Below are 17,376 nucleotides of genomic sequence, written 5' to 3'. Positions count from 1 at the left end.
TCGATGATGCTACCGAACGCTTGGCCAGATGACTGACAGGCTTGTGAATTGGACGGCCAGAATGATTTGATTATTTCAGCGGTTTCTCTCAACCATTCCCGTTTTATGTCACTCGTATAGACGACCGACTGCTTTTGCCGCCAACCCCTGACGGGGTAAGACCCACCCGAAATTTTTAGAAAATTCGATTTAAGTTTTTTCACGCAAGGGGGGCATTTTTACCCGCAAGCGGTCAAAAGATGCGCCCTTGCCTGTGGCTGAAAATAGAATTTTTAATAATTGCGGGCGAGCTGACCGCAGCAGATCCGCCGTCTCTTCGTGCGTCATCGGGAATGGTCCCGAGCAACCGAAGGAAACAAAATCATGGCCACCACAATCGCAACTCTGACGCAGAAGACTGACGGCACTTTCGAAGGCATCTTTGCTACCATCCGGGTCAACGCCCCAATCGCAATCGTCCCCAACGCCACAAAGACGAGTGAAGAGGCCCCTGATTTCCGCATCGTACACCGCCGCACTGGCTTTGAAATCGGAGCAGGTTGGAACCGCATCGCGCGTCAGACTGGGGAAGAATACCTCTCAGTCAAGCTTGAGGCACCGGAGATTGGCGTAATCTTTGGAAATCTTGCTCAGGCTCCTGGTGGCGATCCCTCCAAGAAAGTCATCCTCTGGAATAATCCGAGCTGAATGGCGATTAAGCCGACCCCGCACCGGGGTCGGCTCTTCTGCTTAAGGAGTGGAAACTCAAGCAGGTATCGAACTTGCTTGAGCTCTTTTTTTGATCGCATGCCAAACTTACAAACGGCTCACGGCTCATCGCTTCAGCGTTGTGAGCCGATCGTGACAATTGCCGAGGAACGGAACTGGACGATTGAATATTCGAGCTTATTTCGCAACCACAACGCTATGACGTTATTCGCGGCATCGTTTCTATCGAGTTCATCAGGGGAACCCAGGTGTTTTGACAAACTGTCGAGTAGGCCTGCAGCGTCCGGCTTTCTATACCAACACCTCATGAGATGAGCTGCATTGGTGGCGAACCAGAGGAACTCAGGGCGTCAGGTTCCGTTGCGGCGCCAACCCACAATTTCGATCGAGCTTGCATTCCCTAAAGATATACGGAGTTCGTCTTAGCACGGAATGCCGTCTTGGGTCTTTCTTTTAATGGCAATTATCTTTTGTGCGATTTCTATGGGTTACTCCAAACTTGTCGATTAGTTTGCGCCGCCCGATGCAGAAGATCCTGCAAATCGTTACAAACGAGCTGACTGGCACTGAGCATTTTCGTTTTTATCTTCTATCTGTTTTGACAAAACGGTTCGCTTTTGCCGCGTTGTCCATTTCCTGCCGCCGGAAATAGATCGCACGGCCACATCGTATCGGGCTATGTCCCTGCACGATGATAATTTGCTCGTCTTTGCGCATAGACTGAGTGATTTCATGCGGCATTATCAATGGTCGCCGTTGAAAAGTGACATTCTCTGATTTTCGAGAAGCTGTGTTCTTTGTATCCCAGCCTATATTGCGTGAACTGCTTTTCACAATGACGGTCATTTCTCCGCATTGAGCAGAAACATCTCTTGCGGTGTCTAAAGCCTTAATTGCTGCATAACTTGCAAATGCGCATCCGTCGATCCATGACACTGCACCATCCTTGCCAAAATGGCGCTCAAGCTGGCCAACAGATTGATACATTAACATCATGCTGATCCCGTATTTTCTGCCGCGATCGCGAGCTTCTTCAAGCACACGCATGTAACCAAGGAGATCAACCTCATCGAGCATAAACAATGCCCGGCGCTCAAAGGCACCATCGGCTTCGATCATTGCATTGAGAAGAGAACCAATGATCACGCGGCCTATACCTGGATAGGAGCGCAATATTGAAGCGGGAATGTTTAAAAACACATCCTTCTTGCCTGTTGCGATATCTGCGGATTTGAAACTGTTGCCACATACCAGTGCTGCATAATTGTCGAGTGATAGCCATTGTGTATCTTTGGAAGCGGTGGAATAGACGCCAGAGAAAGTTTGCTCTGTCATATTAACGAATACGCCGAGCGTTTCGCGAATAAAGGCTGAGTCTGAATTCTCCTGAACGTCGCGCAACATAGCCAGCACGGATGTCTCTGGACCAGAAACGATCTGGCGCAAGCTTCGTAGATTGCGTCGACTTATGAATTCTGGTGAAAGCATAACATGAGCCAATAGGCCGGTTAGCAGATTATGTGCCTGGTTCTGAAAGAACGATCCCGTTGAGCTCTCAAAGCGTACGCTTTCTGAAAGTAACATATGGGCAATACCGACAATGTCCTCTTCTTTTTTCGTGGAGTTCTCAATTCCATCAAGCACATTAAAACCCATCACTGGATTGGTGGGATCGAGCACCATCACATCACGCCGAAGTTTGTTTCGGCGATGCTCGATGACCATGGGCGCAACTTCAGTTGATGGATCGAGACAGATAATTGGTCCTGTGTAACGCAATGCGGTTGGAACGACGTTGCTGGTTGTTTTATATCCCCCGGAACCTGCAAAAAATAGCATATGTGTTGAATCAAAGTCTTGCTTATATGTGAGAAGCGAGGCCTTGCCGCCGCGTCCCCATGTTGATTTATCGTTTGGATCAAATGGCAGTTGGTGAGTAAGTTCTTTATCGACACGATAGCGCTCGCCAATAACGATCTCGCCATCTGAAGGAAAAATGCGAGCAGCCGATTTCATCGTTAACCAATCAGCATCACCGAAAGTGCCTCGTCGTGCGCGTGCAACGCGCTCAGGCACAACACTCGAGATCCTCGCTGAAACTGCAATCGCCATAAAGCCAATGGCAGCACTAACGACAGCAATCATATCGAGATATGAGAGAGCCTGTTCCCAGCGCAGCGTGTTGCTTTTGACAAAAGGTGACAGACGCGCAAATTCACGCAATCCATAGAATCCCGTTGTTGTTAAATAGCAAAGGAGACTAGCGATAGCGATTGGTCGTCGCCTGTGTAGCGGTAACGCCCAGGTGACCATGAGCCCTGCTAGCGGACCAATAACAAGTGCAGGGAACGGCGATGAGCGTAAGAACCAATATTGAGTTCTTCCTGATAATTCGAGAGCCAATTCTGGCCAACGCCAGTTGGCAACATAAAAGACAAAGCCGGAAACAATCATTGGCACGACAGCAATTAATTGGCTGGGATGTAGTTTTCCTGCCTTTGTCATCTGGTGTCTTCCAATATTGCGTCGTATCCAGTGGAAGAAACTTTAAGCTTGAACGCCCTCTCGCCTATGGAACGCAAGCGCAGATATTGAGATGCGCCAGGCGAAAGCTGCGCCAATTCGATAAGTCCTCCGAGCAGAAACGCTCTATCCGCTTTCGATAGTCCAGCTCGAACGACAAGTCCGCCAAGCAAAAACTTCACACGAGCATCTTTCTTGCGTTCAGCGGTCATCAGGTATCTCCGCCGTCGCTCCAGTGTCTTTATTGTTCTGTTTATCGGTTGCATCGCGCTTGCCTTGATCGGCCTTTTTCCTCTTTTCATGAAATCGCGCAGCTATTTCGGTGAAGATCTGGTCGACCTCTTCATCTGCGACTTCCATTTCAGCCAGGCCTGCTTTTGTCGCCGCTCGTGCAAAGCGTTCGGCTGATTTAACTATCAAAGTCTTCTTACGCTCGCGAAGTTTCTCAATTTGCGCCTCGATATCAGTGATTGACGTTTTAATCGCCATAAGTCGGCTCCTTTTCATGAAAAATACTCGGCTTCCGTTTATTTAACTGACTAGAAAATGATAGTTAAATAAACTACCATAGGCAATACCCTAAAGATCGATGCCGGAATTCCGGCCAGAGCCGGTTTCCAGAAAAGCGGCATCGGGCTTTCACCCCGATCGATTTGAGGGCGCAATATACGTCGCTCACGCGACGTGCTTGTCATTAGGGAGGCAGTCGTGGCGATCATGTTTGTCAGAGCGCAGGTGATCAGCAGAGGAGCGGGACGTAGTGTCGTCTCAGCTGCAGCTTATCGTCATCGTGCGCGGATGATGGATGAGCAAGCCGGAACATCGTTTAGCTACCGCGGTGGAGCGGCTGAGTTAAAGCATGAAGAACTGGCCTTGCCCGATCATATTCCAGCCTGGTTGACGCAAATTGTCGAAGGCAAGACTGTCGCTCAAGCAAGCGAAGGATTGTGGAATGCTGTTGATGCCTTTGAAAAGCGTTCGGATGCGCAGCTTGCGCGTGAACTTATCATTGCATTGCCAGAAGAGTTAACACGGAAGCAGAATATCGAACTTGTTCGGGAGTTCGTCAGGGATAATCTGACTTCAAAAGGCATGATTGGGGATTGGGTTTATCATGAGAAAGAAGGTAATCCACACATTCATCTGATGACAGCTTTGCGGCCGTTAAAAAACGAAGGCTTTGGTCCCAAGAAGATACCGGTTTTAGGAAGTGACGGCGAGCCATTGCGTATAGTCACGCCGGGTCGGCCGAAAGGGAAAATCGTTTATAAGCTTTGGGCCGGCGATAAGGAAACGATGAAAGCGTGGAAGATTGCCTGGGCAGAAACAGCCAATCGGCATCTGGCACGTGCAGGCCATGATATTCGACTGGATGGCCGCTCTTACGCTGAACAGGGGTTGGACGGTATTGCGCAAAACCATCTTGGCCCGGAAAAGGCGGCGTTAGTGCGTAAGGGTATAGAGATGTATTTTGCACCTGCCGTTCTTGCACGTAGGCAGGAATTGGCCGATCGCTTGTTGGTTGAACCCGCGCTTCTTTTAAAACAACTTGGTAATGAGCGCTCCACCTTTGATGAGAAGGATATCGCGAGGGCGCTTCATCGCTATGTGGACGATCCAGCTGATTTTGCCAATATCCGTGCTGCGGTGATGACGTCTGATAATCTGGTATTATTAAAGCCCCAAAAGATAGATCGGCAAACTGGAAAGGCGCTTGAAGTTGCAATCTTCACCACCCGCGACATCCTGCGTGTCGAATTTGACATGGCTCAGTTGGCGGCAATTTTGTCAAAGCGTCAGGGGTTCAGGCTTTCAAAAGCATCCATTGAAACTGCAATTCAAAGTGTCGAGATGGCTGTTCCGAAAATGCCTTTTAAGCTCGACCAGGAGCAGATTGATGCTGTGTATCACGTCACTGGTGATCAGGCGATTTCCGCAGTAGTGGGACTTGCAGGCACAGGTAAGTCAACGCTTCTAGCTGCTGCTCGTATCGCGTGGGAATGCGAAAGTCGCCGTGTCTTTGGGGCCGCCCTTTCGGGCAAGGCTGCAGAAGGTCTGGAAGATAGCTCGGGTATCAAGTCGCGAACACTCGCATCCTGGGAGTTAGCCTGGGAAAATGGACGCGATGATCTCAAGCGGGGTGATGTTTTTGTTATCGATGAAGCGGGTATGGTTTCATCACAGCAAATGGCTTGTGTGTTAAAGGCAGTCGAGAGAGCTGGCGCAAAAGCCGTTCTTGTCGGTGATGCGATGCAGCTACAACCAATACAGGCGGGTGCTGCATTTCGGGCAATAGTGGAGCGTATCGGTTCTGCGGAGCTTGCGGGCGTGCGTCGACAACGAGATATCTGGGCGCGTGAGGCTTCCCGCATGTTCGCGCGTGGGCAAGTCGAAGATGCGCTTGATGCTTACGCACAACGCGGCCAGATTGTCGACGCCGATAAGCGGACTGATGTCATGGAGCGCCTTGTTGCCGACTGGAGGGATGCGCGAAGGGCACTGATTGATCACTCAATCTCAGCAGGAAATGATGGAAAATTGCGTGGCGATGAAATGCTCGTACTGGCCCATACCAATGACGACGTGAAGCGCCTGAATTCTTCTTTGCGCGGGATCATGAATTCAGACGGAGCCCTAACAGATGCTCGTGAATTTTTAACTGATCGTGGAATGCGTGAGTTTGCAGTCGGTGATCGTGTAATCTTTCTTGAGAATGCCCGTTTTTTTGAAAGGCGAGTAACTGATCTTGGCCCACAATATGTCAAAAACGGCATGTTGGGCTCGGTCGTTTCAACTGGTAATAAGAACAGTGAGCCTCTTCTTACTGTCCACCTAGCTAATGGACATGACGTCGTCATTAGCGAGCACAGTTACCGCAATATCGACTATGGTTATGCTGCGACGATCCATAAATCACAAGGCGTTACCGTCGATCGAACCTTCATACTAGCCACTGGCATGATGGATCAGCATCTGACCTATGTGTCCATGACGCGTCATCGAGATTCTGCAACTCTTTATGCAGCACGCGAAGACTTCGAAGCAAAACCTGAATGGGGCAGGCGATCACGTGTCGATCACGCGACAGGTGTTGCGGGTGAGCTGATCGAAACAGGTCGGGCAAAGTTTCGGCCACAGGATGAAGTTGCTGATGAGAGCCCATACGCTGATCTGAGAAGAGATGATGGAACGGTTCATCGCGTCTGGGGTGTCAGCCTGCCGCAAGCTTTGAACGACGAAGGTGTTGTCAAAGGTGATACGGTTCGGTTGACAAAGGATGGCGTTGAGGTAGTGACGGTTAAAATTCCTGTCTTAGATAAAGAAGCAGGTCGCAAGATTTTCGTGGAACGCGAGGTTGAGCGTAATATCTGGACGGCTGAACAACTTGAATCCTCTGAGAGGCGCCTTGAGCGGTTGCAGCGTGAAAGCCATCGTCCCGATGTGTTCAAAGAGATGGTGGAGCGTCTTGGACGTTCTGGTTCAAAGACCACGACACTTGATTTTGAAAATCAAGCTTCATATCAGGCGCATGCTCGCGACTTTGCGCGCAGGCATGGCATCGACGCATTCTCTCAAGCGGTCGCTGGCATTGAGGAATATATTTCGCAGAAAATGGCATGGCTCCATGAAAAACGTGGACAGATCGCACGACTATGGGAGCGAGCCAGTATTGCTCTCGGCTTTGCTATCGATCGCGAGAAAAGCGTTGCATATGACGAGCGCCGTTTCGAGAACCACAGCCCGGAACTTTCTAGCAACCGCCAATACCTCATCGTCCCGGTTACTGAGTTTGCGCGCAGCATTGAAGGTGATGCGCGACGTGCGCAGCTTCATTCAGATCGTTGGAAGGAGCGGCAAGATATCCTCCGGCCGGTGCTTGAGAAAATCTATAAAGATCCTGCGAGCGCTTTAGCCAGACTGAACGTGTTGGCTTCAACCAAACAGATAGAGCCACGACGTCTTGTTGAAGATCTTGTGTCCAAACCGCAGCGTTTGGGACGCTTACGGCAACCGGATCGTCAGACAACAAGGTTCAGGCAAACAAAAGCGACTGATGCATTAACCGAACTTCTGCCTCTTGTACGAGCCCATGCAACAGAGTTCCGTCGCCAAAGTGAGAACTATAATTTCCGCGAAAAACAACGCCGTGAATTCATGCATCTATCAATTCCGGCCCTCTCAAAACAAGCGATGGCACGTTTATCGGAGATAGAGAAGGTGCGGGAAGCTGGTGGGCCGGACGCGTACAAGGCGGCGTTTTCTTATGCTGTGGAAGATCGCTTGCTCGTTCAGGAAATAATAGCCGTTGATGAGGCTCTGACGGCACGCTTTGGCTGGTCCACATTTACGGACAAAGCAAACGATGCAGCTGAGCGAATTATTCTCCAGCGGATGCCAGGTGATCTTAACGCTGAACGACGTGAGAAACTCACACGTCTTTTTAAAGCTGTGCGCCGCTTTTCTGATGAGCAACATCTTGCTGAAAAGAAGGATCATTCCCAGGTGATTGCAGCAACCAGCGTACAACCTACTTACGAAGCACAAGGGGTGTTGCCGATACTTGCAGCAGTGACCGAGTTCAAAAAGCTGATTGAGGATGAAGGTCACAGGCGGGCGCTTCTTAATGCTCATTATCTCTATAATCGTGGAGGCCTTGCAGAAACCGCATCAATGATTTGGCGTGATCCGTCGAGTGCCATTGATAAGATCGAAAGCCTGATTTTCAAAGGAAGAGACGGCGAGCGTGTCGCGTCAGCGGTTGCCAATGACCCTTCAGCCTATGGAGCAGTGCGTGGCTCTGATCGCATTTTAGATAAGCTCCTTGCATCAGGGCGAGAGCGCAAAGAGGCCATGTTAGTGGTTCCAGAAGTCGAAAGTCGTGTGCGGTCGCTAAGCGCTGCCTGGGTGACGGCGCTCAACAACGAGATCAAAACGATTACCGAGGAAAGACAGCGTATGGGAGTTGTTATCCCTGGTTTGTCACCATCTGCAGCGGATGCTCTTCGTGAGATAACGGCCGAAATGAATAAAAAGGACGCTAATCTGCGTAGCGCTACGGGCCACCTTAGCGCGTCTGTTCGTGAAGAATTTCAAACCGTCAGTCGTGCACTGGATCTTCGGTTTGGGCGAGACGCGATCATCAGAGGTGATAAGTCGATCATGAATGCAGTTCCGCAGTCGCAGCGCGATGCATTCAATGCGATGCAGAAAAGCCTAAGGATATTGAGCCAGACTGTTCGTATTGGAAGCGCCCAACAAATAGCCCAGGAACGTCAGCGTCGTGCTATTGGGCAGAGCCAAAATTATAATCACTCGACGACCGTGCAGATGAGCGCGGATCCCAAGCAGTAAAAGCACTGCAGCGGCGTGATAGTTGTTAATTGATAACAAAGAGGAGTGCTACGTTTGCTACTTCTTCGAAAGATAACACTTGACGGGCGTGATGCTAAAGTAGGGTAGATCGTGCGGGGATCTGGATATCTTAATCGTGATAAGAATAACTCAGGCGATTGCAATATCGACTGATTGCGCGTAATGGGCGCAAACAAGGTGTTTCTATTTCTGATTGGTTTGGGGGCCGTTTTGCGATTACCTTCGCCATTTGTATTGCGAAAGACTGCGGCCGTTTCTTGCATTTCGGCGGCGATTTCGATTTCTGTTTCTACCGGAATTCGGTATTTATTTGATGTTCACTCTGATACGATCACGATCATTGTTAGATTGATTTTGCCTTTCGTCATTGCAATCCCGCTCGCATTAGTTTGGTTTACGCGGTTAGAAAGTCTTCAAAACGCCTATCGGCATTTGGTTCGCCACTCTAACGAATTAGCCAGAACTGCCAGTTCTGATCCATTGACTGGCTTGTTAAATCGCAGAGCATTCATTGAGCAGTTTGACGGTGCCATGCAACTCAATGTCAGGGGTTGGTTTCTTATTGCGGATGTCGACTTTTTAAAAAAGATCAATGACTCATTCGGTCATCCGGCTGGCGATGATGCTATTTTAGCTGTTTCAAAGGCAATGCAGAGCCAATTGCCCCCTGAAGCGTTAATAGCTCGTATCGGAGGAGATGAATTCTGCGCTTTCGTTCCAAAAGAAAGCAACCAGGATATCAAGGCGATAATTCATCAAATTAACGGTGAAGCCGCTGAGGTTTTCGCCAGCATCAGAGCTGGAATTTCGCAATCTTTGTCGATCTCAATAGGGTTCTTATCGGTGAAGCCTCATCAGACATTTGCTGAAATAATGTCATTAACGGATGAGCGGCTTTATCGAAAGAAAAGAGAGCGGTCTAAGGAATAAGCTTTGTGAGTTAACCTTGCAAATTGGAGCTACTTTCCAAGCCGATTTGCAGAAGGCATTTGATCCCAAGCAATGTGACGAGGTCTATGGCCTTCACGTGAAGGTGCAAGCCGTTTTTAGTGGTACGTAAAGTGGCGGAGCCGTCTCCAAATTCCAGTCGCTTTTTGTGCACTCCATGATTTATGGACAATATATGTGCTCGGTATGATGTGCAGAAGTCTTTACTGGCCTCACAAGGATTGACGATTCTAAGAAATGACTGAGTCTCGTACTTATAGCTTCTCATGATCCGAGTACTCCAAAAAATGCTCCATTTCCCGTCGCTCAAACGTTGAAACTGAGTAAAATAAGAAAAATGGTGTCTGATGAGCGGCGAAACGATTTGAAGATGATGATCTAGTCTCAGATGGGATATTGGACTTCGAGCGTACGAGTTGCTGTCGTTCGTACGGAAGTGAGATTACCTAAAGGAAACTATCTTTTATCGCGGTAATCGCATCACAAAGTTCCTGAATTTGTTGCTCTGTATGAGATGCCGTCATGCATACGCGTAAGCCTGCCTTTCCACGTGCAACCGTTGGAAAGAAAATGGCTGACGTGTAAAAGCCCTTCAAAAGCAGGTGTCGGGCCGCCGCAATGGATGCTGTTTCGCCACCTAATATAATTGTACGAATGGGGAGCTTAGTTCTGTCTGCGTCCGGAGTTTCCATTAATTGATCGAACAGTTCAATCCGTTTTTGGAGAGTGTCTTGGCGTAAGACCAATTCCTGCGTTTGATGGAGTTGTGCAGACGCCATTGCCGCACCGATCGCGGCCGTGTTCAGCGATGCGGAAAAAGCGTGGGCAATTGCAAACCGACGGAATAGAATTTCCTGGAGCGCAGTTCCAAGCATTAAGATGCCGCCTGATGCGCCAAATCCTTTGCCAAGGGAGGCCGCTATGATCGTGCGCGAACCCAGGTCAGGGATTTGAGACTTTGCGAAGCCTTCACCATTTTCGCCGAACAGAGAAATGCCATGCGCGTCATCAATATAAAGAAAGAGGCCGTATTGTTCCTGTAACCGCAATAATTCTTGAATGGGTGCATGCCCGCCCATCGAGTAAACGCCATCGCAAACATATGCGACGCATGGATTTTGCATGCAAATCTGCTCTATTTGCGCAATGTCGTTATGAGCAATTGTTTCTACGCGTGTTTCGGCGGCGACAGTCGCCTTGTGATAAGCCAACGTTGCATGGGCAAGTTGATCAAAAACGACAACAGGTTTTACACCTTCAGTCAGATGCCCCGAAGCCAATAATGGTAGCGCACTCATATTGGCGGCAAGAACAGTTGTGAATGTGATAATCTGAGCATCAAATAATGACGATAGCGTCTCTTCTAATGCGCCAAGCGCATAGAAATTCAAACGCGTTCGGGCGCACGACCAGTGAAGCGTATTTGCGTCTTTGATCCCTTGAAGAGCACCTTCCACAATCAAGGGATGGTTATCCAGTCCTAAGTAGGAACACCGGACGAAATCTACAATATTTGTACCGCTTTCGGGCAATTTGACTGTTCTTCCTTTGTTGGGCTGAACGTAAAGAGCCATGATGCCTTCGATATGGGCGGTTTCAAAACTCGAAGCGGCCCAAGAAATCAGAGACGACGTATTGCGGTATTTTCGATCCGAAAGGGACTGGTTACCGTTGGATATTGCTTCAACCATTTTCAGCTCCTCCTAAAAATTAATGGGCTGAGTTGAAGATGGATCGCGTTATTATTCAACGAAGATTGGTGAAAACTTTTAAGAACAAAATGCAATGTACATTTTTATCCGGTCGCTTTTTCAAGACGTGCAGTTATTAATCCCATTCTAATGCATAGCCAGCAGATCGAACTGTGCGGATGACGGGTTTATTAAGAAGTTTCGTAAGCAGGCGGCGCAAATGCCCCATATGAACGTCCACTGTGCGTGACTGAACGTATTGATTTGGCGGCCAGCCAGCCCTGATCAGTTCACTTCTCGAAAAAACACGACCTGGAGCGTCTATAAGGCGTGAAAATAGTTTAAATTCGATCAAACCCAGTTGGGATATTTTGCCATTGAATTCAACCTCCCGCTTTGTTGCGTCAAGGGTTATTTCGTGGAACTTCCGCAGGGCTGTCTCTGATTTTAAATCTGGTACCGCGCCCACTTGCATTGGGCTATCGACGAGTGTGTTAAGGTAACTAAGGATACGTGCAGGCGAAAGCGGACGCACAAAACATTCGTCAATTCCTGCTTTCAATAAATCCAGATACAAATCATCATTGCCTGCTGGGATCATGGCGATCAAAGGCAGAAAAGCGTTTTTCTTATCATTCTTAATAGCTTCGCAAAGATTGCAAACCTCGGTTGTTTGTTCTTCAGCGTCGAATAGAATGCTGAATGTTTCGTTTTCTCTAATTGCGGGTAGCAGGCTTTGCGCATCGACAAGTTTGCTTTTAAAGCCTTCCTTTCCAAGTATGTGATCAAACCAGAGAAAATGATCTGGATTACGCGACCAGAACAACACCGTAAGGTTCATTGCGACTCTCCGAGAAATTTTGGCTTCCACCAGCATTTTTGTCGTAACAAAAACTTTCAATCAATATAAAAATTATGTAATATGAACCAAATGTGATTGATTAAGCAAGGTTGCTTTGCCAACTCATTGAAAATCAGTATTAAAATTGTTGCAACAAATTTAAGTGTTTATTGCTGCCTCGGAGCGAATATCTGGATAGTATCTGGAATTGGAGTTATGCATTGCTGATGTCATTTAAAAATTATGCGTCCCTTATGAAATCCAGCATTGAACATTTGCCACTCGCGAAACAAGAGGAACTTCATCGAACAGTTCAGATCTTGTTGGAGGAGCTTGAAGATGCGTTGAAGCCTGGGTCAGCAGAGTTTAAAAAGCGTGGGCGTATTTTGAAGATCATTCTCTTCGGATCATACGCTCGCGGCGACTGGGTTGATGAGCCCCATACATCCAAGGGATACCAATCTGATTTTGATCTTCTGATTATTGTCAATGACAGGCGACTAACGGAATTTTCAACATATTGGAATAAGGCGGATGACCGGCTCATCCACGCACAGGATTTGAAGACCCCTGTTAAGTTCATCGTTCACTCGAGACGAGAGATCAACAATGCGCTTAAGCAAGGACAGTACTTTTTTGTCGATATCAGACGCCAGGGAATTGTGCTCCATGAGCTCGATGATGAGCCATTGGCCGAACCGCGGCCAATATCAGATCGTGACGCATATCAAATCGCGAAGGGGCATTTTGAGGATCGCTTGCCGCATTCAAGAGTGTTTCTCAAAACTGCTAGGTTTTGCGTCGCACAGGGGGACTTTAAAGAGGCTGCATTTCTATTGCATCAAGCCATTGAGCAAGCTTATTCCGGTTTGCTTCTCACGTTGACCAATTACACGCCTGCTTCGCATAACATTAAGTTTTTACGGAGCATTGCGGAAAGCCAGGCGCCAGGTTTGGCGGATGTTTGGCCGCGAGATCAGCAGCGCTATTCCGCATGGTTTAATGTGGTAAACGAAGCTTATGTCAAAGCGCGGTATTCAAAGCATTTTGAGATTAGCCAGGAAGCTTTGGAGTGGTTGTCAGCGCGTACGCAAAAGTTGATCGACGAAGTCGATATTATTTGTCGAGATCATCTGCTCAAGTTGAGCCAGACTGCAGAAGGACCTGGAGCGAATGCCGAAATCACGGATATGTCCAGAAGATAACCCTGATTTTTGTTATTCTGCACTTTTTAGAGCTCGAATTCACGTCCAGGTGATTGATTGCGATTAAACTCGAAATCAGTTGGAACGGACATTAGAAATTCCGCAAAATTTGGTTTTTGTGGAACAATCTGTGCCGCCAAATCAAGTGGTATAATAACCGCTGCAGGCTTGCCGTGATTTGTAATTGTGACGGTGTCACCACGTTCAACGGCATCCACTAACGCCGAAAATCCTGCCTTTGCTTCTCTGATATTCATATGTCTCATGCGATCCCTCCGTCCTTGTGAATTTCATGGGTTGAGTTACGTGATTATAGCATGCCCGCAGTTGACGCCTCAGTGCGTAGCGGTCAGAGAGTTCGATCACTATCGCGACAAGCATCTTCGCATCTTTCGGAATCTGTGTGCTGTCTTAATTCGACGGCCGGCATTGGTTTGCATCGGTCGCGAAATACAAACTATTTAAAGCCTTTCTATTGCCCATTTTCTTAGTCTGGACTATTTTATGTGTAGGTTGAACATTCAGAAACCTGCCAGGGACGACACGCGGTTTTGACTCTCAACAAGAGTTGCGTGACTCAATTGAGGACCTAACGTCCGGCGAAACATTTTAGGTAGAGTGTCGGGCGGAGGAGGTTCCGCTTGTATCAACATGTTGTCTCGACTTTGCGCAATATCGCACTGGAATTGGGTGAAGCGTATAGTGATAATACCAAGCTAACATTGCGACAGTACGCAATTGATATCTATGGACACGATGCCATAACAGCTGTCGCCTATTGTGCGATGTCAGCATGGTGTGAGTGTCGCCAGTCAGAATACCAGTTCTGGTCTGATTTATTCAATGAAATGCAAAGAGATGTCCACCTGCACTAGCAGTTTCAGTTACCGATTAATATCGACTGCATAACCATGCCCTCTCACAGTCCGGATGATATCTGGACCGTGAGAGGAGAGTGAGCGACGTAAATGTCCAATATGAATATCGACCGTTCTTGGTTCCACCTCGCATTTGCTCGGCCAGCCTGCACAAATTAACTCATCTCTTGTGTGGATGACGGTAGGACGCGTCATCAAAAACTGAAGAAGTCTGAATTGCAGAGCAGTTAATGAAATGTCCTGGCCCTTCCTCCGGACTTTCATTCTCCCAACATCCAGTTCTACATCAGCATATGTCATCAATTGCTGTTGATCTGGTAACTCGGCTTTAAGCGGGTTGCCACGGCGGATGTTATCTATCAATTGCACTATCAGAATTGGATCAAAGGGCGAGGCGATGCTTAAATCTACGATTTGGGATGTCAAAGAATGCGTAGCTTCTTCTTCATCTCCGTTCGACAGAAGCGCGATAGCGACGCTACCTGCAGCGTCTTTGCAGGATTTGCATAGTGAGACTGGATTGGATGATTGCAACGAACTGTCGATGATGACGAACTCAACGGCCTTTTGTCGACACAGCTTGATCAGATCGTCACGTTGTGTGATGAGGCGTGCGATTACGCCTTCCTGCCCCAGTATGTGACGGAGCAGAAGATAGAGTTGAGCATCATTGGTATAAATCGCAGCTCGCAAATTCATGCGGTTTCCTCCTAAACAGGCGCAAATTCTCCCCCATTCACGTCAAGGATCGCTCCATTTATAAAACCGGACTGTTCAGAGGCAAGAAAGCCTACAACATTGGCGACGTCGTCAACTGTTCCAATGCGCCCAACTGGAATACGTGCGAGAGCGGTTTTATTATGAGGACTGTCTATATCTCCGGCCATCTGTGTTGCTATCCGGCCGGGGGCAATAACATTTATTGTTACGCCAAAATGAGAATATTGGCCGACAAGGGATCTGGCTAAACCTGCAAGGCCCGCTTTCGAAGCAGCATAAGCGCCGCTGGCAATATGGGGTATTGTGCGTCCAGCCACTGATCCGATAAAAATTATGCGCCCGAAACCAGTTTGCTGCATATGGGGGAGTGCACATTGACAGCAAAGCATAGCTCCGGTCAGGTTCACGGCGATAACCCTGTCCCATTCCCGTATAGTCAGGTCTGTCAAAGGCAACGCTAAACCTCGCGGTCCTTTTGGCGAAATTCCTGCCGAACAAACGAGTATCTCCGGGTTCCCCAGAAGTGGCACCACCTCTTGAAAGAAGTGGCGGATCGCCCCCTCTTCAAGCATGTCAACCGTAAGGCCGAGGAAGCGTTTGGCTGAATATAGTTGAGAAATTTGTTCACACGCTGCCTCGACATGTTCAGGGCTCTGGCCAAAGAAGGCTACACGATGACCCAGCGCGAGAAGATGAAGAACACTCGCAAATCCGATGCCGGAACTGCCGCCGCTCACGACGGCAGTCTTGGAGTTGAGCGAAAGCATTATGCTGCGTCGTCCATGTCCGCAGAAAGCGATAGAGGAGGATGAGCCTGAGGGTCAGTTATGACTTCGATGAGTAATGGCTCACCGCCTTCGATGCCCCTTTTAAGAGCATCGTGGAGCTCCGCTGGATCGCTAATACGCAGAGCAGCGCAGCCACAGGCGATGGCAACAGCTGAATGGTCGACAGGTTCGAAGTGACAGGCTGATGTGTAAGAACCAAATTTAACAGTCTCTGCGTCCCGTTGAAAACCAAGAATCCCATTATTGAGGACTATAATAGTCACCGGTAGTTTCATACGGATCATTGTTTCAAGTTCCGCCCAGCTATGGGCAAAACCACCATCCCCTACGACCACTATAACAGGTTTGTTAGGTGCTGCAGCCTTTACGCCTAATGCGAGGGGGAAGCCCCATCCAAGACCTGCCAATCCGCGCGGGGTGACAAATCGTTGGCCAACATGTTGAGAGCGTAATTGCCCGAGTATCCACATGGAAGAATAGCTAGCATCGGCGACAATAATTGCTTCTGTCTTTTCGAGAAATTGTTGGAGTTCAGACATCACCCGTTCCGGCCGAATAGGAGAGTGATCCGATTTTGCATAAACCTCACGCGAATTTTCAAATTGTCGCCAGAAATCAGCAATGCGCCTTTCAACGGCCTCTCGTTTCTCGTATCGCAACGAGAGGCTGCGCGCGTTCAGAGCAATATTCAACGCGTCAAGCGTAGCGCGAGCGTCACCGGCGAGGCGCAGAGATTCGTAATTACGGCCGATCTCAACAGGATCGATATCGATATGTATTACCTTGGCATTTTGGGGAAGTTGTTTCCAGCTGTTCGTGCCATTTTGATTAGTGCGTGTTCCGACTAAAAGAACAAGATCCGCATCATCCATCAGATGTTGGCTGTAGCGCCCCAGTGAACGAGGGCCCGTAAGAGAGCCAAGAACGCCAGCGGAGAGAGGATGATGTTCATCCACGGTGCCCTTTCCCATGTTTGTTGTGAACACAGGCAGAGAGGCTGTTTCCTGGAGCCTTGCTAGTGCCTTAGATCCAGCTCCACAATGCACGCCACCTCCAGCAACCACAACTGGATTTGCAGCGGTTGCAATAAGATGTGCTGCCGTTTCAATCGCCTCGCGTTCGGGTTGAGTGCGATCTAATGGCCAGTTGCCCAGATTGAAGGATCGGGCATTTGGCGTATTTGGCACTTGTGCTCGCAAAAGATCCGCTGGCAAAAGTAAAGCGACCGGCCCAGGTCGTCCCGATGTTGCTGCAGTGAAGGCTGCATCCAGATAGTCATCAACCCGGTCTGCAATATTTAGTCGTCGCACCCATTTGGTGCAGGGTTGAAATAAAGAAATCTGGTCGAAGTCCTGGAAAGCATTCCGATCTGTTTGATCTCGCTCTACATCCTGAACCAAAGCTACAAGCGGAATGCTGGCTTTCAGGGCTTCTGCAAACGGAGGAACGAGAAGTGTCGCTGCGGGGCCGTTTTGAGCAGCGACCACTCCGACTTTTCCGGAGATGCGCGCATATCCATCCGCCATTGCTCCGCCCATATTTTCCTGGCGATATGCAACTTGTTCAATTCCGATCGCTTCTGCGGCAAGAATAACCGCAGATGGCAGGCTTTGTGCAAATATTCTCTCTACACCGTGGCGTTTTAAAGCGCTCGCAATGCGTTCGGCCACGGTTTCGCTTAGTCTGGCGGATTTCATATGT

At 48.7% G+C, this 17,376-nt stretch carries 14 protein-coding genes; 4 read left to right on the top strand and 10 right to left on the bottom strand.

Going from position 1 to position 17,376, the window contains the following annotated elements:
• Nucleotides 1–189: 189 nt before the first annotated feature.
• Nucleotides 190–327 (bottom strand): hypothetical protein, encoded by a 138-nt coding sequence (locus tag ACOZHT_RS20150; protein WP_421566376.1) that lies wholly within the window; start codon nt 325–327, stop codon nt 190–192.
• Between the two features lie 36 nt (nt 328–363).
• Here ACOZHT_RS20150 and ACOZHT_RS20145 point away from each other — a divergent pair, with 36 nt between their 5' ends.
• The gene (locus tag ACOZHT_RS20145; protein ID WP_421566375.1) at nt 364–687 is read left to right on the top strand and encodes a DUF736 domain-containing protein; all 324 of its coding nucleotides are present in this window, start codon (nt 364–366) and stop codon (nt 685–687) included.
• 603 nt (nt 688–1,290) lie between these two features.
• On the opposite strand, the gene traG is transcribed toward ACOZHT_RS20145, so the two are convergent.
• From traG to ACOZHT_RS20130, 3 genes are read right to left on the bottom strand one after another with little or no spacing between them, the layout of a single operon-like run.
• A complete protein-coding gene (gene traG / locus ACOZHT_RS20140) occupies nt 1,291–3,213 on the bottom strand; it encodes a Ti-type conjugative transfer system protein TraG (protein ID WP_421566374.1) in 1,923 nt (640 codons plus the stop codon).
• On the bottom strand, nt 3,210–3,443 hold the full coding sequence (locus tag ACOZHT_RS20135; RefSeq protein ID WP_421566373.1) for a conjugal transfer protein TraD: 234 nt from the start codon (nt 3,441–3,443) through the stop codon (nt 3,210–3,212). Before ACOZHT_RS20135 ends, traG begins: the two co-directional genes overlap by 4 nt.
• The gene (locus ACOZHT_RS20130; RefSeq protein WP_421566372.1) at nt 3,433–3,720 is read right to left on the bottom strand and encodes a TraC family protein; all 288 of its coding nucleotides are present in this window, start codon (nt 3,718–3,720) and stop codon (nt 3,433–3,435) included. Before ACOZHT_RS20130 ends, ACOZHT_RS20135 begins: the two co-directional genes overlap by 11 nt.
• A 219-nt stretch (nt 3,721–3,939) precedes the next feature.
• Here ACOZHT_RS20130 and traA point away from each other — a divergent pair, with 219 nt between their 5' ends.
• Together traA and ACOZHT_RS20120 are read left to right on the top strand one after the other, a co-directional pair.
• Nucleotides 3,940–8,583 carry a Ti-type conjugative transfer relaxase TraA gene (traA, locus tag ACOZHT_RS20125; protein WP_421566371.1) on the top strand — a complete coding sequence of 1,548 codons (4,644 nt, stop codon included), beginning with the start codon at nt 3,940–3,942 and terminating at the stop codon, nt 8,581–8,583.
• A 231-nt stretch (nt 8,584–8,814) separates the two neighbouring features.
• A complete protein-coding gene (locus tag ACOZHT_RS20120; protein WP_339515199.1) occupies nt 8,815–9,534 on the top strand; it encodes a GGDEF domain-containing protein in 720 nt (239 codons plus the stop codon).
• A gap of 464 nt (nt 9,535–9,998) precedes the next feature.
• Here ACOZHT_RS20120 and ACOZHT_RS20115 read toward each other — a convergent pair whose 3' ends face one another.
• The gene (locus tag ACOZHT_RS20115) at nt 9,999–11,243 is read right to left on the bottom strand and encodes an aminotransferase class I/II-fold pyridoxal phosphate-dependent enzyme (RefSeq protein WP_421566370.1); all 1,245 of its coding nucleotides are present in this window, start codon (nt 11,241–11,243) and stop codon (nt 9,999–10,001) included.
• A 136-nt stretch (nt 11,244–11,379) separates the two neighbouring features.
• A complete protein-coding gene (locus ACOZHT_RS20110) occupies nt 11,380–12,084 on the bottom strand; it encodes a response regulator transcription factor (protein WP_339515135.1) in 705 nt (234 codons plus the stop codon).
• Nucleotides 12,085–12,311: 227 nt separating this feature from the next.
• On the opposite strand from ACOZHT_RS20110, the gene ACOZHT_RS20105 reads away from it, so the two are divergent.
• Nucleotides 12,312–13,289, top strand: coding sequence for a nucleotidyltransferase and HEPN domain-containing protein (locus tag ACOZHT_RS20105; RefSeq protein ID WP_421566386.1), 978 nt, complete (start codon nt 12,312–12,314; stop codon nt 13,287–13,289).
• A 26-nt stretch (nt 13,290–13,315) separates the two neighbouring features.
• On the opposite strand, the gene ACOZHT_RS20100 is transcribed toward ACOZHT_RS20105, so the two are convergent.
• From ACOZHT_RS20100 to ACOZHT_RS20085, 4 genes are all read right to left on the bottom strand, one after another.
• On the bottom strand, nt 13,316–13,555 hold the full coding sequence (locus ACOZHT_RS20100; protein ID WP_421566369.1) for a type II toxin-antitoxin system Phd/YefM family antitoxin: 240 nt from the start codon (nt 13,553–13,555) through the stop codon (nt 13,316–13,318).
• A 618-nt stretch (nt 13,556–14,173) separates the two neighbouring features.
• Nucleotides 14,174–14,866, bottom strand: a complete 693-nt coding sequence (locus ACOZHT_RS20095; protein ID WP_421566368.1) for a winged helix-turn-helix domain-containing protein — start codon at nt 14,864–14,866, stop codon at nt 14,174–14,176.
• An 11-nt stretch (nt 14,867–14,877) separates the two neighbouring features.
• Complete coding sequence (fabG, locus tag ACOZHT_RS20090; protein ID WP_421566367.1) at nt 14,878–15,654, bottom strand: 3-oxoacyl-ACP reductase FabG; 777 nt, start codon at nt 15,652–15,654, stop codon at nt 14,878–14,880.
• A complete protein-coding gene (locus ACOZHT_RS20085; RefSeq protein ID WP_421566366.1) occupies nt 15,654–17,372 on the bottom strand; it encodes an acetolactate synthase catalytic subunit in 1,719 nt (572 codons plus the stop codon). Before ACOZHT_RS20085 ends, fabG begins: the two co-directional genes overlap by 1 nt.
• Nucleotides 17,373–17,376: the final 4 nt, after the last annotated feature.

It is taken from the genome of Ochrobactrum sp. EDr1-4 (assembly GCF_049199085.1).
GTDB lineage: Bacteria > Pseudomonadota > Alphaproteobacteria > Rhizobiales > Rhizobiaceae > Brucella.
This window is presented reverse-complemented; position numbering and strand designations above follow the sequence as displayed.